Source organism: Undibacterium sp. Ji42W (assembly GCF_049340405.1).
Taxonomy (GTDB): Bacteria; Pseudomonadota; Gammaproteobacteria; order Burkholderiales; family Burkholderiaceae_D; genus Undibacterium.
Map to the genome: position 1 here is coordinate 343284 of NZ_JBMPOV010000002.1, position 21975 is coordinate 365258.

Below are 21975 nucleotides of genomic sequence, written 5' to 3' on the forward strand. Positions count from 1 at the left end.
CCTGCCAGTCAACTCTTGCGGAACAAACGGTCTTGCTTCGACAAGGCCGTGAACTTGTCTGCATAGGCAGAAAAATCCAGACTTTCTTTACTGCCCAGTGTCAGGAAACCTTTATGACAAAGGGATTCATGAAACAAACCCAGCGCCCGGTTCTGCAAGCCCTTATTAAAATAGATCAGAACATTGCGGCAGCACACCAGGTGCGTTTCTGAAAACACACTGTCGGTTGCCAGGCTATGGTCTGCAAATGTAATATTTTCAGTCAGAGAGCGATCAAACAAGGCGGTGTCATAGGCCGCTGTATAGTAATCAGACAAATTATGTTTACCGCCAGACTGTACATAACTGCTTGCATAGCCCTCTATCTTTTCCAGCGGATAAATACCCTTCTTGGCTGTTTCCAGTGACTGCGGATTGATATCCGTCGCATAAATCAGTGTACGTTCCAGCAAGCCTTCTTCACGCAACAGGATAGCCATGGAATACACTTCCTCACCAGTGCTGCATCCGGCAATCCAGATTTTGAGAGAAGGGTAAGTTTTCAAAAAAGGCAAAATCTGTTCGCGCAACCCAAAAAAATAAGTCGGATCGCGGAACATCGATGAAACAGGTATCGTCAGGAACTGCAATAATTGCGAAAACACTTTGGGATCATGCAAGACTTTTTCCTGAAGTGCAGAAATAGTCGAGCATCCCAATTGGCGAATGGCGTGCGACACCCTGCGCCGTTGTGAAGAGCCAGCGTAATCGCGGAAGTCATAGCTGTACTTGAGATAGATTGCTTCCATCAGCAAGCGCAGCTCTATGTCATTAATACTAGTCTGCATGGCGCTCCAGGTGTGGCATCCATATACGTAACAGGGCATACAGACGGTCAAGATCAATAGGCTTGGCCAGGTAATCAGTCGCACCAGCCAGCATGCATTGTTCCTGATCGTCTTTCATGGCTTTCGCTGTCACCGCTATGATGGGCAATTTCTGGAAGCGCGCATCCTGCCGTATGCGGCGGGTTGCTTCCAGCCCGTCCATCCCCGGCATCATGACATCCATCAGCACCAGGTCAATATCAGGCACTTCATCGAGTTTGGAGATGGCTTCAAAACCATTGCGGCCTATCTGCACATTCACACCTTTTTGTTCCAGTGCGCTGGTCAGGGCAAAAATATTGCGGACGTCATCATCGACCAGCAAAATCTTGCGGCCTTCAAAGATACGGTCACGGCTACGCACCTCTTTCAACATAGTCTGTGCCTGCGATGGCAATTGTGATTCCACCTTATGCAGGAACAGCGTCACTTCATCGAGCAGGCGTTCTGGTGAGCGTGCTCCTTTCAAGATGATGGAGCGTGAGTATTTCATCAAATCGGCTTCTTCAGCCTGCGTCAGATTCCTGCCGGTGTAGACAATCACCGGCGGGAAGGACGGGATATTTTCCAACGTCATGCGTTGCAATAATTCATGCCCCTGGATGTCGGGCAATTTGAGATCAATAATCATGCAATCGAATACTGTCGTGCGCAATAATTGCAAAGCCTGCTCACCTAGTTCTACTGCAGTGATTTCCACATTCAGGTCACCCAGCAACTGGATGACACTATCTCTTTGACGTGCATCATCTTCGACCACTAGGATACGTTTTATTTCCTGGGTAAATTTCTCTTCCAGTTTCTGGAAAACATTTTTCAACTGTTCGCGTGTCACAGGTTTGTTGGCATAGCCGATTGCCCCCAGATGCATGGCGGCATCACTGCGCTCCATGCCAGACACCATATGGATAGGGATATGGCGGGTCAGCGAGTCTTCTTTCAATTGCTGCAAAACCGTCAGGCCAGAGCGGTCAGGCAGGCGGATATCCAACAGAATGGCATCTGGCAAGAACTGACGTGTCAGCTCCAGCCCTTCTCGCGCGCTTTGTGCAACCAGACAATTGAACTGCATTTCATGTGCCAGCTCATACAGGATACCGGCGAATGTCAGCTCATCTTCGATAACCAGGATGGTGCGGTTCCGGGTAGAAAGATTAGCCCTGTCGTCCGGGAATTCGACAGTCGCAACTGTCGGGGTACTTGCTGACTCAGTGGTAGTGCTTTCATTCGCTAAAGAGAATGCCGGCTGCACATTACTCAACTGAGACGCAGCGATGGAAGAGACCGTGCCAGAATAAGCTTGCTGCGCAACTTGATTGTCTGCCGCAACCGGAGCCAGCCATTGCTGTGGCAGTGACAGCGTAAATGTACTGCCCTTGCCTATCGTGCTGCAGATTCTTATGCTGCCCCCCAGCAATTTGCTCAGGTCACGGGAAATCGATAAGCCCAGACCAGTGCCCCCATAACGGCGGTTAATCGTGCCATCAGCCTGCTGGAAGGCCTCAAATATCGTTTCATGCTGGTCTGCTGCTATGCCTATGCCAGAATCAGAAACAGCAAAACTGATCATGTGATTCTGATCAGCAGCAATACGCAAAGTCACAGTCCCGGTTTCGGTGAACTTGATGGCATTTGATAACAGGTTCTTTAATATCTGATCTACCCGTGCAGGGTCGGAGACGATCAAGTCTGGCGCACCAGGCTCGATTTCTACTGCGAATGTCAGTTTCTTCTGGTTTGCCAGAGGCTGGAAAGTCCTGCTTAATTCTTCCGCCATTCTGCGCAAGACTATCTGCTGAGGACTCAGTTCCAGCTTGCCCGCTTCTACCTTGGAAATATCGAGAATGTCATTGATGAGATTGAGCAAGTCATTGCCAGCGGAATAGATAGTCTGGGCAAACTTGATTTGCTCTTCATCCAGGTTACCCTTTTTATTATCCGACAATAGCTTGGCCAGTATCAACGAGCTATTCAGGGGTGTGCGCAATTCATGCGACATATTCGCCAGGAATTCTGATTTGTACTTGCTCGCCCTTTGTAAATCCTGGGCATTTTTTTTCAGCTCGACTTGTGCCGTATTCAGTGCTGCATTTTTACGATCCAGCGCGCCTGTCTGCTCTGTCAACTGATCATTGATTTGCTCAAGTTCAGCTTTTTGATTTTCCAGATTGGCTTGAGATTCTTCCAGTACGCGCGACTGTTCTTCCAGTTCTTCATTTGCGGTACGCAGTTCTTCTTGCTGCACCTGGAGTTCTTCATTCAATTGCTGGGTTTCTGCCAACACATCCTGTAATTGCTGGCGATACAGGGCGGCACCTATGGATGTGCCTATATTATCTGCAAGCAGTTTGAGCAAGTCGAGATCACGTTCTTGCACAGAGTCCATGAAACCCAGTTCCACGACACCAATGACTTTGGCTTCATTAGAGAAAGGTAATAAAACCACCATTTTTGGTTTGCTATTACCCAGCCCCGAGGCCACTTTCAGGTAGTTATCCGGAACATCACGCAATGTCAATATACGGTTTTCACTGGCCGCCTGCCCGACCAGGCTCTCACCCCAACGGAATGAATTCCCCAGATTTTCATCTTTGGAAAAGCCATAAGATGCGACTCTTTGCAGTACATTATTGCCTTCACGCACATAAAAAGCGGCAACACTGACATTTAAATATTTTGCCAAAAATTCCAGTACACGGCCACCCACGGCCGGGGCTGCCAGTTGGCCTATGACCTGCTCCGTCAGTTCATTCTGGCCAGATTTCAACCACGCCTGCTGCTGCAATACCAGTGCATGATCTGCATGTTTTTTGAGGGCATTGCCATAAGAAGTAGACAGGCTCAGCAAATCACGTCTGCCCAGCATGGCCAATAAACCAGCGAGTATCAGTGAAATCGTCAAGTAGATACCAATAATCATTGTGACAGTTTGCTTGGATGCGTTATTACGCTCCCATAGCAAATTTCTTTCCATCGTAATGGCATCATCAAATTCATTACGTATCTGGGTAAACAAGGCCCGGCCACGCCCGGCACCAATGGCAGCCAGATAGTCTTGCTTGTTACGCTTCATGTCTATGATGCCCAGCGAATACTTTTCCCATTCGGCTTGCAGACTTTGTATGCGCTTGAAGCGGTCAACCTGCACAGGATTATCGCTGACCATCTCTACAATGCCACGTAGCCGGTTGGCCATTTGTGACTTATCGACATCGTAGGTAACAAGAGCACTTTCCTCACCTGTCACCAGATAGCCACGCATGCCACTCTGTAGATTGACCGAATATTGCGATGCTTCATTAATATTGGCGATCACCTGTACGGTGTGTTCTACCCATTTCAGCGCAGATAACAAATAAAAGATCATGCCGACAAAGATGGCGGCACTGATGACGCCAACCACCAGCGGGAGTGAAATATTGCGAAAAAGAATACGCTTGAAATCGTCCTGGTCAGTTTGGGAGACTGGCGTGATCATGCTTTTTCCTGCCTTTGCATAGGAAAGAAGTTGACTGAATATGGTGTAGCACGGGGTCTTTGGGTACTCATACGTTTTCCGGTTCGTTCTGATCGCAGTATTGATTCAGCATTCCTGGATACGGCAACCAGGCAGATACCATATCCCTGTCTGGCCACGCGTGCACAGCAAGGAAATATCAAAATTCGTTAATTTTTGATTATATAGTTTTTACAATCAGAATCCCATTTAACAGAAATCAATGAGAAATTCCAGATTGTAATAAATCCATGCAGGATTTTATGTGCGATAGCTCGCATAGCGCATACCGCACCATGCAGCTTGTCTGGGAAATAGATCCTGATTTTATGCGGGGAACTGCAGGAAAGTACATATTGATGGGGCAAGAGGGACATGGAGGTAAGAGACGCTTACCCCTATTTGCTCAGGCAGGAAATGACTGGCCGCTAACAGCTAGCGCTCTATCATGGTCTTGCTGCGTATCTTGCGCTGTAATTGTATGATCCCGTAAATCAGAGCCTCTGCCGTAGGCGGGCAGCCCGGGATATACACATCTACCGGCACAATGCGGTCACAACCACGCACCACTGAATATGAGTAGTGATAATAGCCACCGCCATTCGCGCACGAACCCATGGAAATGACATAGCGCGGCTCTGCCATCTGGTCATAGATACGGCGCAGGGCGGGTGCCATCTTGTTGGTCAGTGTACCGGCCACGATCATCAGGTCAGCCTGTCTGGGGCTGGCGCGCGGGATCATGCCAAATCGCTCCATGTCATAGCGTGATGCGGCGGCCTGTATCATCTCCACGGCACAGCAGGCCAGGCCAAAGGTCAGGTACCACAGGCTATTGGTTTGTATTAGCCTGCTTACATCATCCAGACGCGTCAGCAAGACATTGTCTTCTCTAATGACTTCCAGCTCTTCCATTGTTGACTCCCTGTATTAGCGACAGGGGCAGTCTAACCATGACAATTAATTCATACTTGTACCAGTACGACGGATTTGTACCGACACGTCATGCTGGCAAAAAAATATCAAGCCACCATCAGGCCAACCTTGGATAGGTGAATAAAACGAAGTGATACAGATTAAAAGCCGCATGCGTCAGTATCACCCACTCCAGTCTGCGGGTCTGGTGATAAATAATGGCATACCCCAGCCCGGCAACCGTCGCCAGGGCAGCATATTGCATACCACCACCCAGATGGGCCAGCCCAAACAGGATAGCCGATACGGCAATCGCCAGATAGCCATAGGCTGGCTTGCTGCCCAGACGGTAGATGGCTTCCTGTATCAGACCACGGAAAAATGCCTCCTCTGCCACGCAAGTCAGCACCAGGTTCACGATAAAGAAGAGCAAAGTCGCTTCTGGCAACTTGGGAAGAAAGCGAAAAAATTGCGTCGCCAGGCCCAGGCCTGTAAAAACAGCGATCGTCAGCAAGGCTGGCAGGGCAATGCGCTTGCCATCTGCCAGGAATTGTGTCCAGCTACCTGCACGCGAACAAAACAGGCTCAGCAGTAAATAGCCTGCCATGCCTTTATCAAAATTGGCATATAGAGTAAAAGGGATGGCATCATCGCTGAGCCTGACTTTGTCCAGCAACAGAATATTGTGAAAGCCTGGCACTTTGTGCATGGCCAGTAGCAGCGCCAGCAGCAATGCCAGCGCACCAGCGACTATGCGCAAGGCAAGTGGAAAAGTATTCCGGACGCTCGCCCACAGCAAGAGTGCCAGTACCAGCAATACCGCCGCTGCCACGGGTGAGATGAGACCGCTGATCAAAGCCAGTATTCCTGCCAGCACAGCAAGCAGGTGACCAGGTACCAGGCTGTTGACAGGCCCAGCCAACACTATTGCAGGTAACCAGGCTGCCGCGATGGCGGCATACAAGAATAAATAGGGAAGTATCTGGACGAATGGCAACTCGGGCACTGTAGTCATGGGAATAATCCTGTCAGGCGGTTGTTCAGGTCATACAAGACCGCCAAGGATAAATAATTTTATAAAAATGTCAATATTTATCCTTGAGCTTGTATTCTGCACTAGCCCTAACTAACGACGACTACGACGACTACAACGACGACTTAGCGCATGCTAAAACTTTTACCACTGGCGATGGCAATGCGGTTCCACGCATTCATGAGGCCAATGACAAATGCGAGGTCAACCAGTTCTTTCTCAGTAAAGTGCTTAGGCAATTCCTGTTGCAGCGCTTCATCCACATGCTTGCCTGCGATATTGGTCAAGGCTTCGCTCCAGGCCAACGCAGCCCTTTCTTTTTCACTGAAACAAGGGGCTTCGCGCCAGCATACCAGGCTGTTGAGACGCTGGAACTTCTCGCCATGTTCCAGCAAGTCATGCGCATGTTTGTCTACGCAAAATGCACAGCCATTGATTTGAGATACCCGCAAGAACACCAGATCGATAAGGGATTTGCCAAGGCTGCTGGCATCCAGCACCGTGTTGACGCCAGCAAGGGCTTGATAAGCAGCAGGTGCCAGGCCAGGGAAATTGAGTTTGAGTGTCATGGTAATTCTCCAGTTTTACAATGAGTCAGCGAAATTGCTTTCTTCATCTATAAGACGCTGGAGAAAATCGGTTTGTGACAGCTTGCTTGAATAATTTCTTAACTATTTTGCGATGGCAAAGTCATGGCCTGATAAGCCTGCAATTTATCCGGATTACGTATGGTATATAGATCAAGGATTTTTTCACCATCGCTGACGATGGAGATAGTCGCATCCAGTTTGCCATCGATAAAGCGCAGCAAGCCAGGTTCACCGTTGATACTGACTTCGACAAACTGCATGCGTTGCGGATAAGTTCTGGCGACTACATGGTAGAGGCGAGCTATGCGTGCTGCTCCATGCAGGATGCGGTTGACGGAAGCCACCTTGCCGCCACCATCTCCTATCATTTGCGCATCATCGGCGAACAAGGTAATGAGCTCTTTTAAATTACCGCTTTGTGCCGCCAGACTGAAACGCTGCAGCAATTGCCTGTGATGATCGCGGCTGACCTGGAAGCGCGGTTTTTCTTGCAGCACCCTTTCTTTTGCGCGGTGTACCAGTTGGCGGCAGGCAGCGGCTGTCTTGTTCAGCATGCCTGCCACTTCAGGGTAATCCACATCGAATACCTGATGCAAGAGAAACGCTGCCCGTTCTTCTGCCGATAATCGTTCCAGCATGGTCAGGAAGGCCAACGAGACATCGCTGCTGAATTCTGCCATCAGCTCCGGCGTCTGCTCATCGACTTCTATCATGGGCTCCGGCAACCAAGGGCCGGTATAGTTTTCGCGTTCGCGCTTGAGTACCCGCAGCCTGTCCACGCAAAGACGGCTGATGACAGTCACCAGCCAGGCCTGGGGTTCACGGATTTGCAATACCTCTTCATCGCTAAGCGCATGCCAGCGCAGGTAAGTGTTTTGCACCAGGTCTTCTGCCTCGGCGCGCGAAGCCAGCATGCGGTAGGCTATGCCAAACAGGCGGGGTCTATGGTCAGTAAAGCTTTGCAGGCGGTTCATCGTGGTGGTATCCAGTGGACTGTAATAGTGAAAAGTGAAGTGAAGGACGTGTGCCCAGCGAACCAGGGCAAGGAACAAAACGCAGCGATAGTAAGCCTATCGCGAGTATTTGTGACGCAGCCATGGTCGGTGCGCACATGGCAGGCACTTCGTTTTTCACTGTTGCAGTCCACTAAGTTCATGATGATAAGACGAAACAGACTTAGCGTTTGTGACAGCAAATAGAAAAAAACCGCAAATCTTTCAATATGCGGTTTTTTCGTCAGCTCAAGCAAGTCAACTTAAGCAAGTCAGAATCTGTGACGTATGCCAGCAATCACACTGGTAGCACGGTCCGCCGTACTGATCTTGTCACTCATCAGCACTGCATACACATCGGTACGTTTGGACAGATTGTAGTCATAGCCGGCCGACAGGGTATCGCGCTTGTATTCTGTGTTGGCGGTCAGCGTGCCATTGCGTTTGGTGTTTGCATAAGCCAGCAAGATATCGCCACCACCTGCGGGTATCTTGGCACCCAGACTATAAATCTTGTCATCCATCTGCTTGCCAACGGCATTGTCATTTTTGCTGGAAGTATAAGTCGCATACAGTTTGGCGGCGGTCAGGTCATAACTGGCACCGACGAAGTACGCTGTCTGGCTATTGATGGAGGCAAAATTCACAGGTGCGGATGTCGCATCAACAATCGCCGAACCACCAAGGGGATTTGATACCTGTACTTTTTGATAGAAGGCACTCAAAGCCAGCGGACCATTGAAGTACAGTGCATTCAGACCGATATTGCGCGTGCCTGTATCACCGGCTTTTTCACCGAACTGGTAATGCATATTGGCGCTGAAGCCATCGAAATTGGGTGTGCTGTAAATGATTTCATTACTCCAGCCAGAATCCCCAGCGGCTGAATTGGCCCAGGTGCGTGAAGCAAAGCCGCCAGATGGTACATACCAGTGCAGCACCAGAGGTGAGACGTCGAAAGAATCACCAAAGGGATTGAAAATCACGACAGGCAAGAAGCTGGGTGCGAGGTCACGCCCCAGCGATACGCGGCCAAAGCTGCCTGACAGGGCAACATTGGCATCGCGTGAAAACAGGGTATCGCCTCCAAATCGACCAGACTCGCCGGTATCAGGGCGCAGGAATGCCGTCAGCGCAAATTCTGCCTTGAGGCCACCACCGAGATCTTCTACTCCTTTGAAACCAAACCAGGAGGTGGTCATGCCGCCAGGTGTGATGGCAGCCGTGCTGGCCTTGTCGCCACTCATTTTGACCGAGCCTACGGACAAATCCACCAGACCTTGCACCGTCACGCTGGACTGCGCCAGCGCACTGCCGGCCCACAAACAAGAAGCGACTGCCAAAACCAGGGATTTCATTTGCATTTTCATCTTTTTTTCCTTCTCTCAGGTTTAACAACGATTTTTTCAGCGTGGTGGCAAATCAAACTTTGTCAGCTCAATCCAAGGGCAAGCAGGACTTCGGTAAATCCGGCCAGGTCAACATGCGCCGTTATTTATTCAGGTATATAGGGATGTACTTGTTTCCAGTGTTCGGCGATATCGATGCGGCGGCAAATCCAGACCTTGTCATGCGATTGCACATAATCCAGAAAGCGCTGGAAGGCGCGGAAGCGCCCTGGCCGCCCCAGCAAGCGGCAATGCATGCCTATGGATAGCATTTTTGGTGCATTGTCGCCCTCAGGATCACCTTCGGCATACAGGAGGTCGAAACTGTCTTTGAGGTAGTCATAAAAATGCTCGCCCGTATTAAAACCCTGGGGTGTGGCGAAGCGCATGTCATTGCTGTCGAGCGTATAAGGCACCACCAGATGGGGACGCTGCTGACCATCGCTCGTAGTCACTTGCGTCCAGAAAGGCAGGTCATCGCCATAGTAATCAGCATCATAGGCAAAGCCGCCATGCTCCACCACCAGCTTGCGGGTATTGGGGGAATCACGCCCGGTGTACCACCCCAGCGGCGCTTTGCCAGTCAGCTCGCGCATGATTTGTACGGCTTGCTGCATATGTTCGCGCTCTATGGCTTCTTCCAGGCCTTGATAATGTATCCAGCGCAGGCCGTGGCAGGCAATTTCATGGCCCAGCTCGCCAAAGGCCTTGGTCAACTCTGGATGGCGCTGCAAGGCCATGGCAACACCAAACACGGTTAGCGGCAACTGGCGCTTTTCAAATTCACGCAAGATGCGCCAGACACCGGCACGCGAACCATATTCATAGATGGATTCCATCGACATATGACGCGCTTCATAGGCTGCCGCGCCGACGATCTCGGATAAAAACTGCTCGGACGCACGGTCACCATGCAGTACACAGTTTTCACCACCTTCTTCATAGTTCAAGACAAATTGCAGGGCTATCCTGGCCTGCCCTGGCCATTGCGCATGCGGGACATGACGACCATAGCCGATGAGGTCACGGGGGTAGTCACTGAATTGCTGATTTGACTGCTTGCTGGACTGCGTCATACTTTTATTCTCCGGATGCAAAATACTCAGGGCAAGTGGATGCCCATTATTCTCGTTCAGCGCTGAAACTGATCCAATGAATGCAAGTGACGTGCCATCTTTGCATTTGCACTAAATCATTTTTCAAATTCGCCTACGATTGTCAGCAATTTTTCAAGGATAGATATACTGCTTTTAGTATATGTTCTATTACGCATCAATTAAACAACATAGTGTTTTTCACAACAAGCACACACAGGTCAAACAGGTCAAATAAATGCTGTGTAAGCCCCCTGTAACAAAGGCAACCGTATCACCTTAGTGACGCCTGACCCTGCAGGCTTGTTACAATGCAGTCCATGCGCCTGCAATCCATAGACCAATTCCTCATCCAGCCACCCCAGCCTGAAAACCTGGTGGGCTTCCGTCGTTTTTTACTAGAGTTCTGGTATTTCGGCATAAAAGAAGTGCGTGCCTGCCTGTTCGTCGGCCTGTTCTTTGCATCGATACTGATCGTGCCCAAGGCTGGCTTGTTTGGCTTGCCACGTTACGATGTGCTGTTTGTCATTGCGCTGCTGATACAGGCTGGCATGGTCTGGAGCAAGCTGGAAACCGTCGATGAGCTGAAAGCCGTGACCCTGTTCCACATGGTAGGTTTTGCGCTGGAAGTGTTCAAGGTATCAGGCCAGATACAGAGCTGGGCCTATCCTGAGTTTGGCTATACCAAGTTATGGGGCGTGCCGCTATTCAGCGGGTTCATGTATGCCAGCATAGGCAGTTACATCATCCAGGCCTGGCGCTTGTTTGATTTGCGCATACGCCATCATCCGCCTTACTGGATGGCTGGCCTGATAGGCATGCTGATCTACCTGAACTTTTTTACTCACCACTATATCGGTGACTATCGCTGGTATCTGGCGGCCTGCGCTTTAGGTTTATACGCGCGTTCATCGGTGGTATTCCGGCCGCTGGACCGTGACCGCAGCATGCCCTTGTTACTGTCTTTCGTACTGATCGGTTTCTTTATCTGGCTGGCAGAAAATATGGGGACCTTCTTTGGTATCTGGCGCTATCCCAATCAACTGGGTGCCTGGTCCACCGTGCATGTCGGCAAATGGAGTTCATGGTCTTTGCTGGTCATCATGACCTTTACCATCGTCGCCCATCTCAAGCATATCAAACGGCATATTCATATCGCTGAATAAGTCATCGAGCAGTTTTCTAAAGAGTTCAGACAAAAAAATAGCCCGCTATTAGCGGGCTTAAATCCAAACCTTAGGAGGTGTTGGAGGAGACAGGTACTACTTTAATGCGGTGCAGCATATCTGTATGCTTTATTATCCATATATCAGGTATACATATTTTGAATATCTAGGCAACAATAAATACCACTGGATTTTTCTCTCAGTAAAACAGGTTCACAATATAGATACCAGTTATATTTTATCCATCTCTAGAGTGAATACTCAAACTGGCGTTCTTTCTGCAAAACAGGTCAGTCAGACCTTATATTTATCTTCGTCGTTATCCAGTTTGAATCGATATACAGTTTGAATAATTATTTGTTGCGTCGATGCACGGCTTTGAACACCAGAACTCGCCCGCGCTCGCGACAAGTCTTGATTATATTGGCAGCCCAAGCTCTGGTGACCAGGTAGTTACTGCCACTCATCTCTGCTTCGGTGGCGACAACATCGGTTTTTAAATCTATCCGGGCTTTGTGGTGCAACCACGACAGGCCATCTTCTTCCACTACTTGCGTAAAGAAATTCATGATCAGGATGGACTGGTCCTCTTTCCAATACGCATACACAGTATTTTCACCGCTCTCGGTTTTGACGCTCGCGATATAAATATGCTGAGGTTTGTTTTTAGCATTACCAGCATAGTGGCTGACAAACTGCTGCAATGCGGCACGCATTTCCTTGGTCACTATTACTGCTTGTGAAACTGCTGCCTGCTCAGATTGGTCTGGCTGTGCCGCCTCTGCAAACAAGTAATGAGCAGACAGCGCCAGACAAATGAGGGTGCGGGAGATGAGTTGGCGTTTCAAATGCATGAAGTTCTGAAAGGGAATTGACATAACAGCAATCATATCATTCTAACAAATCAATACCCTTAACAGATAAAAGAGGGCAGATAGCTCACCAGTTGCACAAAAGAAGCCCGGACAAAAAAAGGCAAAAAAAAACCCGCAAACTTTGCGGGTTAAATCCAAACCTTAGGAGGTGTTGGAGGAGACAGGTACAACTATATCGCAGCGCAGCAAATTTACCAAGATCTATTTATGCATATCAATCATTCACAAAACACATATCAGGGCGCGTAGGATATTTCTGCATAGAATTAAAATATTCAAGGAATTTGAATACTGTAGAGCGAAGAAATTAAACCGGCGAAAAAAAACCCGCGACCTTGCGGTTGCGGGTTAAATCCAAACCTTAGGAGGTGTTGGAGGAGACAAGTACTACTTTATCGCACCGCAGCAAATAAGTCTTCTTTATTTTTGACATAATCGTTATCACCGTTTCAAATATCTCTCGCTTTATCCATGACTTTCGCACATGTCTGCCTCGCTGTAGCTTGAGTCTGGGCGCCACAGTAGCTGGGGAAATGTAATTTACATAATTATTCTAGCCAGACCATTCATTACTCCGACATATAATGGCAATAATGAAATCTTTCTTACCAAGAAGATATTCTATTTTCCTGGCAGACTACACTCAACTCTATCCATGTCATTTCTACGCCTGCACTTCCTGCTCCAGCAATCCGGCAAAGCTCTTGTTTATAGTGGCCTGGCGCTTGCCTCTTCCTGTGTGGCCACCACGGCTAATGCGGCAGATCTGGCAACACACAATCTTGGCTTTGAAGAATGGCAAGCAGGGTCAAGCCTGCCGTATGGCTGGAAGATGTTGATGGAAGCGCATACCGTCAGTGCAGACTGCGCGCTGGCGAAAGAAGGTAAGTGCTCCGTCAAGATTGAAAGTAATGCCAAAACCCCGCAAGGGGCGATGACCGTCATTGGACAAACACTGGTCGCCAGTACCATAGGTGGTCATCCTTTGCGCTTGTCAGGCTGGATCAAAACCAGAGATGTCAATAATGGCCGCGCCGAGCTCTTGTTTCAGGTAGATGGCAAATTAAAGACTGGCGTGGCTGATGCCATGCTGGCCAAACGCGGCCCTACTGGCAGCAGTGACTGGCAACGCTTTGACATTACAGTGCCGGTGGCAGCCAATGCTGCTTTGGTACACTTTGGTGTAGGCCTGGCAGGTGAAGGTACGGCCTGGTTTGATGATGTAAAGCTGGAGGTCGATGAAAGTATGACGGTTCCTGATATCGAAGAAATAAAGAAGCCTGCACGCCCACAAAAATCCATGCAATTGCTGGATGACCAGAGCCTTGCCCTGCCTGCCGGACTGATCACAACCATACAACCCGCGTGGCAAGCAGGCATACAAAAAAATGCCCACAGTCTGCGTTCACTTTTCAGCGATGACTTCAGCGACCTGCAATTTCTGAAGCCCTTGCTGAAAGACAAGCGCATCGTGCAACTTGGTGAAAGCGCCCATGGCGTTGCAGAATTCAACTGGATGAAAACCCGCCTGATTAAATTCCTGCATCAGGAAATGGGCTTTGAGATCATCGCCATGGAAGCATCAATGACTGCGGCCGATGCAGCTTATGTCAATCTCGATAAAACCTCTGGCCTTGACGCGATGCGCAGCAGCCAGTTTGGCACCATCGCCACGGATGAAACCCTGGACTTGTTCAATTACCTGAAACAGGGTGCAACAGGCAAACCTCGCCTGATACTTGCAGGATTTGATAATCAGGACAGCGGTTATCTGGGACATCAAAACATCATAGACAGATTCAAGTGCATGCTGACAGTGGTAGCCCCACAATTAGCCGGGCAAGTTGATGGCATTGAAGAAAAATTGAATGCCCTGCTCAACAAGCAAATGCCCATGACTGTAGCAAGTGAATTGACTGAACACTATAAGTTAATCGCCGATACTCTGCTAAAAAACCGCGCAACGCTGGCGAAACAGTTTACAGCCTACATGGTAGATATAACGATACAGGAAGCCCGCTCAAGGCTGACGTTCAGCCAGCAACTGGCCTTCCCTCCCATGAGCAAGGAATTCACAGAAATGCGTGACCAGCGCATGGCCGAGAACCTGAACTTTCTCGCCGACACTGTCTATCCGAAAAAGAAAATCATCGTCTGGGCACATAATTTTCATATCGCCAATAACTGGGCAGACAAAGCCCACGCAAAAACCATGGGTGTGTGGATGGCAGAAAAACGCCGTAAAGAAATGTACACCATAGGCCTGTATATGGGCCGCGGTATTCTGGGTAGCTATGGCAAGGAAGCTTATACTGAAATTGCAGCACCACCAGCAGGCAGCATGGAAAGCATACTCACAAATAGCCGTTTGAACATGAGCTTTATCGATTTCTCACTGGCAAAACCCGATGCCAGTAATAGCTGGATGTTCTCACCTGCTTATGCGCGTTACTGGGGTATGACGCCAGAGGCGATTACTCCAGCCAAAGCCTATGATGCGGTGATTTATATCGATAGCGTTACGCCCTCAGAATATCCGAAGTAGATCGTAGATAAAGACCCAGACAAGCACTATCAAACATCTGCACTGACGACCGCCTGCATGTTACTCAGTCGTTTAAGTGACACGCTGAAAAATGTGCGGGCGCAACTTCCTTGAATGCTGGCTGTTCAGTCACGCATCTCGGCATCGCATGCGGGCAGCGTGGATGGAAATGACAGCCGGTCGGCGGATTAAGCGGGGAAGGAATTTCACCCTTGATAGCGATGTATTCCATCTTGCGCACTTCCAGCCTGGGGGCAGATGCCAGCAAGGCTTGTGTATAGGGATGATTAGGCCGTTCAAAAATTTCTGAGGTGGCGGCGGATTCAACCACGCGGCCCAGGTACATGATGAGTACACGGTCAGACACATGCCTGACGACACCGAGATCATGGCTGATGAACAGATAAGTCAAGTTCAACTCATCGCGTAGTTTGATGAACAGATTCAGTACTTGCGCCTGTATTGACACATCCAGCGCCGCGACTGCTTCATCGCACACCAGCAGTTCAGGCTTGACCGCCAATGCCCTGGCGATGCCAACGCGGGCACGCTGGCCGCCAGAAAATTGATGCGGAAAACGTTTCAGCACAGCCGGGTCCAGCCCTACTTTTTGCAGCAGGTGTTCTACATATTCCTGCTGTTCTGCAGCCTTGATGATGCCATGCACGACCGGTGCTTCACCCACGATGTCTTGTACACGCAGACGCGGGTTCAGCGAGGCATACGGGTCCTGGAATATCATTTGCACGGCCAGTTGCATTTGCCTGCGTTTAGCATTATTCATGTCTGCCAGGTTTTCACCGCGCCACCAGCGCGACCCTTCTGACAAAGTATGCAGACCCACGGCCATGCGCCCCAGCGTAGATTTACCGCAACCGGATTCACCAACCAGGCCGACGACTTCACCCGTTTGCAAACTCAAATCGACTTGATCAACGGCATGGACGATTTGCTGTTTGCTGTCAGCACCAAATAGCTGGGTCAGCTTGTCTGTCAATGCTACAGGCTTGGCAAAGCGCTTGCTGACCTGGCGCAGTTCCAGCAAGGCTGGCAGATGAGTATCAGTCATGCGTCACCCCGGCGATTGTTTGCATGGGGTGGAAGCACAATACGCTATGGCCGTGCAGATTTTCTATCACCGGGTCCTGTTCACAAACCGCAGTGGCACGTTCACAGCGCAGGCGGAATGCACAGCCTTGCGGTAAGTTCAGCAAGGACGGAGTTGACCCCGGTATCTGGCGCAGGCGTTGCCCATGCAGATTGCGCGATGGTGAAGAGGCGATCAGGCCATGGGTGTAGGGATGCAAAGCCTGCTCCAGTACTTGTTGCACACTGCCCCTCTCGACTATTTTGCCTGCGTACATGACGGCGACGGTATCAGCCAGGCCTGCCACCACCGACAGGTCATGGGTAATCCAGATCAATGCGGTGGCAGATTCGCGGCAAAGCTTTTGCATTTCATACAGGATTTGCCCCTGTATTGTCACGTCGAGCGCGGTGGTTGGTTCATCGCAAATAATCAGCTCTGGCTCATTCAAAAGTGCGATGGCGATTGCCACCCTTTGGCGCATGCCGCCAGAAAACTGGTGGGGGTAGGACAGCAGTCTTTCATCTGGCGAAGGTATGCCAACCTTGACCAGGGCGGCGCGTGCCATCTCGCGGGCTTTTTCATGGCTGACCTGTTGATGGGCAAAGATGGTTTCCATCATTTGCGTATCAATGCGCAAGACTGGGTTCAGGGTCATCATCGGATCCTGGAATATCATGGCAATGCGGTTACCACGGATTTGCCGCATGGCTTCTGCCGACAAGCTGCGCAAGTCCTGGCCCTTGAACAAGATCTTGCCTGCCGTGACTTTGCCGGGAGGGTCGATCAGGCCCATGATGGAATAAGCCGTCATGGATTTGCCAGAACCGGATTCGCCCACCAGGCCCATGATTTGGCCGGGCTGCACGCTGAAGCTGACATTATTCACCGCGCGCACAGTACCGACGCGGCTGGCAAATTCAGTCTGCAGGTGTTGTACTTCCAGAGTCGCAATTGTCATGATGTCTGTTCTGCCTATTTCACCTATTGCGTCTGCAAGCGCGGGTTCAGTACATCGCGCAAATGGTCAGCCACCAGATTGATGGATACCACCGTCAGCAACAAGGCCAGGCCGGGATAAAAGCTGATCCAGTATTTGCCGGATAACAGATATTGGTAGCCATTGGCGATCAGCAAACCCAATGAAGGTTCAGTCACGGGCAAACCCAGGCCCAGGAATGACAGCGTCGCTTCAAGCGAAATCGCCGAGGCGACCTGCAAGGCCGCGATGACGATCAGTGGCGGCAGGCAATTCGGCAGCAAATGACGCCAGATAATGCGGGCCGGTGACAAGCCCAGGCCGATTGCAGCTTCTATATATTCTTTCTGCCTTTCCACCAGCGCCGCACTGCGGGCAGTGCGCGCATAGTAAGCCCATTGCACCAGTACCAGCGCGATGATGATCTTACCTACGCCCTGCCCTGTCAGCGCCAGCAAGATCATGGCGATCAGGATGGAGGGGAAAGATAACTGTATGTCAGCAATACGCATGATGAGGGATTCAACACGGCCACCCAGATAACCCGCCAGCAAGCCCAGACTAAGCCCGATTGCCAGCGCAATCACCGTGCTGGAAAAACCAACGATAAGCGAAATGCGCAGACCATAGAAGATCGCCGACAGCATATCGCGACCCTGTTCATCGGTGCCTAGCAGGAAAGTCTGTTTACCATCAGACGAAAGTGTGCCGGGTTCCAGGCGTGAATCCATGACATCCAGCGCCATCAGGTCATAAGGATTTTGCGGCGAGATCAAGGGCGCAAATATCGCCAGCAAAACCAGCAGCAATAAAATAAGGCTGCCCAGGCTGGCAATGCGGCTGGCAAAAAAATCGCGCAAGAAACGCTGCAAGGGCGTTTCAATTTTGGGAGTGATGGTTTCAATCATCGCGGTCATTAAAATCAGCCCCGGCTTTCTGACAAACGCACGCGCGGGTCCAGCAATGAATACACCACGTCCACTATCAGGTTGATAAGGATAAACAGGCTGACGATCAACAGCAGGTAGGCAACGATAACTGGCCTGTCCAGTACGCGGATTGAATCGATGATGAGCTTGCCCATGCCCGGCCAGGCGAACACCGATTCAGTGACAATCGCAAAAGCGATGATGGAGCCAAATTGCAGGGCAATCACGGTGACAATAGGGATCAGGATATTCTTAAGTACATGCACACCGATGATGCGGCTATTACGCAAACCCTTGGCGCGGGCAAAACGCACATAGTCTTGCAACAGCGCTTCTTGCGCACCTGAGCGTGTCAGGCGTATCACCATGGCGATATTGAAAAGCGCCAGGTTCAGCGCAGGCAAGAGCAAATGCTTGAGGCCATCGATACTCAAAAAACTCACAGGCACACCCAGCAAGAGCGTCGTCTCACCCCGCCCGCTGGAAGGCAACCAGCCCAGTTGCACGGCAAACACCATGATCAGCATCAACCCTACCCAAAAGGTAGGCAGGGAGAAGCCCAGTATCGAAACCGCCATGATGCTTTTTGCAGCAATGCTGTCGGGCCGCAAACCAGCCAGCAAACCCAGCGGTATGCCCAGAGCTACCGCAATCAAGATGGCAGACACGGCCAGTTCCAGCGTGGCGGGCATGCGTTCCAGGATCAGACCGAGGGCCGGAGTCGCATAAGCGAAGGAACGCCCCATGTCACCAGCCAGGGCATTTTTCAAAAATAACCAGTATTGCTGCGGCAGGCTCTGGTCCAGGCCAAAGGCAGCAATGATACGCGCACGCTCAAGCTGATCTGCCTCAGGGCTGATCAGGATATCGATGGGGTTGCCTATTGCATACACACCGGCAAATACCAGCAGTGACATGAGCAGCAAAACAGCCAGGCTTTGCAGCAGGCGGCGCAAGATGAACCCTGGCATGTATCAGGCCTGCCTTGAGATTATCGGCAGATAAAGGGAATCCTCCTGGGCTGGCCCATGGCTGGTTTTCCGGCATGAAAGTTTCGTGAGTATCTTCATTGCGACCATAGAATGTTTTACCGTCTTTTGGCGAATTTTACAGGCTTTGTATCAGACTCGTGCAAGCAGACTCGTGCATGCCATGCCATCTGCTACACTAAGCAAGCCGCGGGTCTTGCCTGCGACTCTACCCGCATAAACTGAGCTTACATGTCCATCATCAAGCGTATTGCCCTGCATCTTTTCCTGATCCTGCTTGTTATGATCCTGCCACCTTTGATCTATGACTACATCAGTCATACCGATCTCAGCAATGTGCCTGGCATGCTCATGATCGGTGGCCTGAGTTACCCTGTTTACTTTTCTTACCTGGCAACACGCCTGCATAGCGCCCGCGCCAGACTCATCTTGCTGCACCTGATCGCCATGCTGACGATCTCTTTCTTCATGCTTGATGCCAGTGGCCGCACTACCCCGCTGGTTGTGCTTTTGTTGCCAGCTATTTTGGGTTTGATCATGCTGCCTGCGGCTGCCATGGCCAGGCTGCGCAAGCAAAGAGAACTGGCAATCAACTGCCTGTGGAGCAGCCTGGTGTCTGGCCCCCTCGGCCTGATCCTGAGCATACTGGCCATTTATAGCGCGGGCATGAGTGCTATGTCTGGCATGCGCTGGTAAGGTAAGCTGGCCAAGGCATTTAGTCAAAGCTGTTTTTGTAGTATGTATATACGATCCTGGCGCAGGCTGACCACTACCAGTTTGCCCGGAATCTGGTATCTTTCTCTATACTGAAGAAACTTGCTTTAAGCCAGTATCCAGGTATTGAGCCTGATTTGGCAGAGATACCATGCTGACTATCATTTTTCTTATCAACAGGATAACATCCTGAAAAGAATAGCTTGCACATATCTGCCAGTAGCTTATTGCCAGGGTATTGATGCAATGCAATCCGGAGACAAAAAATGAACCTGATCGACCCTATCGTCCAATTCCAGGCCGAAATCCAGCAAATCCGGCGTGATATCCACGCCCACCCCGAGCTTTGCTTTGAAGAGCACCGCACCTCGGAAGTCGTTGCGCAAAAGCTGGAAGCCTGGGGCATACCTATCATCCGTGGCCTGGCAGGCACAGGCATCGTCGGGGTACTCAAGAATGGCACTAGCGAACGGGCCATAGGCTTGCGGGCCGACATGGATGCCCTGCCCATGCAAGAGATCAATACCTTTGCCCATACTTCAAAGCACGATGGGAAAATGCATGCCTGCGGCCATGATGGCCACACCGCCATGTTGCTGGGGGCGGCGCATTACCTGTCCAAGTATAAAGAATTCGATGGCACGGTCTATCTGATCTTCCAGCCCGCCGAAGAAGGTGGTGGCGGTGCGCGCCGCATGATAGAAGACGGCATGTTCGACAAATATCCCATGGATGCGGTTTTTGGCATGCACAACTGGCCAGGTGTTGCGGTTGGCACTTTTGGCGTTACGCCTGGCCCCATGATGGCCTCATCGAATGAATTTGAAGTTATCGTCAGGGGTAAAGGTGCCCATGCGGCGCAACCGCACAAGGGGATAGACCCCATCATGGTCGCGGTACAAATGGCGCAGAGCTGGCAAACCATCGTCAGCCGCAATGCCAGCCCGCTGGAGTCTGCCGTGCTGTCAGTCACGCAAATCCATTCCGGCAGTGCCACCAATGTCATCCCGGATGAAGCAACGTTGATAGGAACAGTACGCGCCTTCAGTACAGAAATGATAGACCTCATCGAAAAACGCATGCGCACCATCGCCGAGCATACGGCCGCAGCGTTTGATGCCCAGGTAGATTTCCGCTTCAAGCGCAATTACCCGCCCCTGATCAACCACGCCAAAGAAACTGCCTTTGCCGCAGAAGTGATGCGCAGTGTCGTGGGCGCAGACAAGGTTGATGACCAGGTAGAACCCACCATGGGCGCAGAAGATTTTTCTTTCATGCTGCAAGCCAAACCGGGCTGCTATGTGTTTTTGGGCAATGGTGATGGCGGCCACAGAGACATGGGACATGGCCTCGGGCCTTGCAACTTGCACAACCCCAGCTATGACTTTAATGACGATTTGCTGCCCATAGGCGCAACTTATTGGGTCAGGCTGGCTGAGGCCTACTTGAAAAAAACTGCCTGAGCAGCCATCTACACAGCCTGGAATGACATAAAATCATCCCCCATATTGACCAAAAAATCACCACATTTCAACCAGATCAGATAAGAAGACTTTCATGGCCGACGAAAAAGAGAACAACGAATCACCAGCACGCAGCCCTTTCCTCGAAGAAAAGGCCTTTAAATCCCGTACTGTGCTGGTATTTGGCACGATCAACGACAAACTGGCATCAGAAATCTCCCAGCGCCTGATCGCCCTGTCGGCAGAGTCCAAAGAACCTATCACCATCCTGGTCTCGTCCCCCGGCGGCCATGTGGAGTCTGGCGATGTCATCCATGACATCATCAAGTTCATCGATGCACCGGTGAATATCGTTGGCACTGGCTGGGTGGGTAGTGCAGCCGTAAATGTGTTCCTGTCGGTACCTAAAGAGCGCCGTGTCTGCCTGCCAAACACCCGTTTCTTGATACACCAGCCTAGCGGCGGTTTTGGTGGCCAGGCTTCAGATATCGCTATCCAGGCGCGTGAAATCGTCAAGATACGTGAACGCATCGCCGCCCTGATCGCCAGGGAATCCGGCCAGTCACTGGAAAAAGTCACGACAGATATAGACCGTGATTTCTGGATGAGTGCTGCCGAAGCCAAGGAATACGGCCTGGTATCACGGATTATCATCAATCAAAGTGAACTGTCCTAAGGCCCGCCTTTACTGAACAGTTTTCACTGACCAGGCTTTCAACTCCAACAGCATCAGGATATGGCTCGCTGCATTAAGCGAGCCATATTTAAATGTGCCAAATCGAGCAAAACGAAGAGGCCAGGTTCAGGGAAGCATTCAGCATCAGCGGCCAAAGATATCATCGTGACGAATCACG

General features: G+C 50.6%; 18 protein-coding genes. 5 read left to right on the forward strand and 13 right to left on the reverse strand.

The genetic code is table 11. The annotated features are described in order from the left end of the window. Positions 1–8: 8 nt before the first annotated feature. The 8 genes from ACO0LG_RS04885 to puuE form a co-directional block, all read right to left on the reverse strand. Positions 9–827 carry a CheR family methyltransferase gene (locus ACO0LG_RS04885; RefSeq protein ID WP_423023891.1) on the reverse strand — a complete coding sequence of 273 codons (819 nt, stop codon included), beginning with the start codon at positions 825–827 and terminating at the stop codon, positions 9–11. Further along, on the reverse strand, positions 817–4344 hold the full coding sequence (locus ACO0LG_RS04890; protein ID WP_423023893.1) for a response regulator: 3528 nt from the start codon (positions 4342–4344) through the stop codon (positions 817–819). Before ACO0LG_RS04890 ends, ACO0LG_RS04885 begins: the two co-directional genes overlap by 11 nt. A 453-nt stretch (positions 4345–4797) precedes the next feature. Next, complete coding sequence (locus tag ACO0LG_RS04895) at positions 4798–5277, reverse strand: NuoB/complex I 20 kDa subunit family protein (protein ID WP_423023895.1); 480 nt, start codon at positions 5275–5277, stop codon at positions 4798–4800. A gap of 118 nt (positions 5278–5395) precedes the next feature. Further along, positions 5396–6292 carry a lysostaphin resistance A-like protein gene (locus ACO0LG_RS04900; protein WP_423023897.1) on the reverse strand — a complete coding sequence of 299 codons (897 nt, stop codon included), beginning with the start codon at positions 6290–6292 and terminating at the stop codon, positions 5396–5398. A 143-nt stretch (positions 6293–6435) separates the two neighbouring features. Continuing rightward, positions 6436–6879, reverse strand: coding sequence for a carboxymuconolactone decarboxylase family protein (locus ACO0LG_RS04905; RefSeq protein ID WP_423023899.1), 444 nt, complete (start codon positions 6877–6879; stop codon positions 6436–6438). 98 nt (positions 6880–6977) lie between these two features. Continuing rightward, positions 6978–7874 (reverse strand): RNA polymerase sigma factor SigJ, encoded by an 897-nt coding sequence (gene sigJ, locus ACO0LG_RS04910; protein WP_423023901.1) that lies wholly within the window; start codon positions 7872–7874, stop codon positions 6978–6980. Between the two features lie 290 nt (positions 7875–8164). Further along, positions 8165–9256, reverse strand: a complete 1092-nt coding sequence (locus tag ACO0LG_RS04915) for a porin (protein ID WP_423024418.1) — start codon at positions 9254–9256, stop codon at positions 8165–8167. 131 nt (positions 9257–9387) lie between these two features. Next, positions 9388–10356, reverse strand: a complete 969-nt coding sequence (gene puuE, locus ACO0LG_RS04920) for an allantoinase PuuE (protein ID WP_423023903.1) — start codon at positions 10354–10356, stop codon at positions 9388–9390. A 338-nt stretch (positions 10357–10694) separates the two neighbouring features. Here puuE and ACO0LG_RS04925 point away from each other — a divergent pair, with 338 nt between their 5' ends. Then, positions 10695–11540, forward strand: a complete 846-nt coding sequence (locus ACO0LG_RS04925) for a DUF817 domain-containing protein (RefSeq protein WP_423023905.1) — start codon at positions 10695–10697, stop codon at positions 11538–11540. A gap of 353 nt (positions 11541–11893) precedes the next feature. On the opposite strand, the gene ACO0LG_RS04930 is transcribed toward ACO0LG_RS04925, so the two are convergent. Beyond that, a complete protein-coding gene (locus tag ACO0LG_RS04930) occupies positions 11894–12418 on the reverse strand; it encodes a hypothetical protein (RefSeq protein WP_423023907.1) in 525 nt (174 codons plus the stop codon). 652 nt (positions 12419–13070) lie between these two features. On the opposite strand from ACO0LG_RS04930, the gene ACO0LG_RS04935 reads away from it, so the two are divergent. Then, positions 13071–14960, forward strand: coding sequence for an erythromycin esterase family protein (locus ACO0LG_RS04935; protein ID WP_423023909.1), 1890 nt, complete (start codon positions 13071–13073; stop codon positions 14958–14960). A 64-nt stretch (positions 14961–15024) separates the two neighbouring features. On the opposite strand, the gene ACO0LG_RS04940 is transcribed toward ACO0LG_RS04935, so the two are convergent. Genes ACO0LG_RS04940 through ACO0LG_RS04955 form a run of 4 tightly spaced genes read right to left on the reverse strand, consistent with a single transcriptional unit; the run spans position 15025 to position 18926 of the window. After that, positions 15025–16029, reverse strand: a complete 1005-nt coding sequence (locus ACO0LG_RS04940; RefSeq protein ID WP_423023911.1) for an ABC transporter ATP-binding protein — start codon at positions 16027–16029, stop codon at positions 15025–15027. Continuing rightward, positions 16022–17008: an ABC transporter ATP-binding protein gene (locus tag ACO0LG_RS04945; RefSeq protein ID WP_423023913.1), complete on the reverse strand. Its 987-nt coding sequence runs from the start codon at positions 17006–17008 to the stop codon at positions 16022–16024. The genes ACO0LG_RS04940 and ACO0LG_RS04945 overlap by 8 nt, the downstream gene beginning before the upstream one ends. 23 nt (positions 17009–17031) lie before the next feature. Next, on the reverse strand, positions 17032–17943 hold the full coding sequence (locus ACO0LG_RS04950; protein WP_423023915.1) for an ABC transporter permease: 912 nt from the start codon (positions 17941–17943) through the stop codon (positions 17032–17034). A 5-nt stretch (positions 17944–17948) separates the two neighbouring features. Further along, a complete protein-coding gene (locus ACO0LG_RS04955) occupies positions 17949–18926 on the reverse strand; it encodes an ABC transporter permease (RefSeq protein WP_423023917.1) in 978 nt (325 codons plus the stop codon). Positions 18927–19175: 249 nt separating this feature from the next. Here ACO0LG_RS04955 and ACO0LG_RS04960 point away from each other — a divergent pair, with 249 nt between their 5' ends. The 3 genes from ACO0LG_RS04960 to ACO0LG_RS04970 all read left to right on the forward strand — a co-directional run bounded on the left by ACO0LG_RS04960 (position 19176) and on the right by ACO0LG_RS04970 (position 21797). Then, positions 19176–19640, forward strand: a complete 465-nt coding sequence (locus tag ACO0LG_RS04960) for a hypothetical protein (protein WP_423023919.1) — start codon at positions 19176–19178, stop codon at positions 19638–19640. A gap of 284 nt (positions 19641–19924) precedes the next feature. Next, positions 19925–21121, forward strand: a complete 1197-nt coding sequence (locus tag ACO0LG_RS04965) for a M20 aminoacylase family protein (protein ID WP_423023921.1) — start codon at positions 19925–19927, stop codon at positions 21119–21121. A gap of 64 nt (positions 21122–21185) precedes the next feature. After that, positions 21186–21797 carry an ATP-dependent Clp protease proteolytic subunit gene (locus ACO0LG_RS04970; protein WP_423024420.1) on the forward strand — a complete coding sequence of 204 codons (612 nt, stop codon included), beginning with the start codon at positions 21186–21188 and terminating at the stop codon, positions 21795–21797. The last annotated feature ends 178 nt before the right edge of the window (positions 21798–21975 follow it).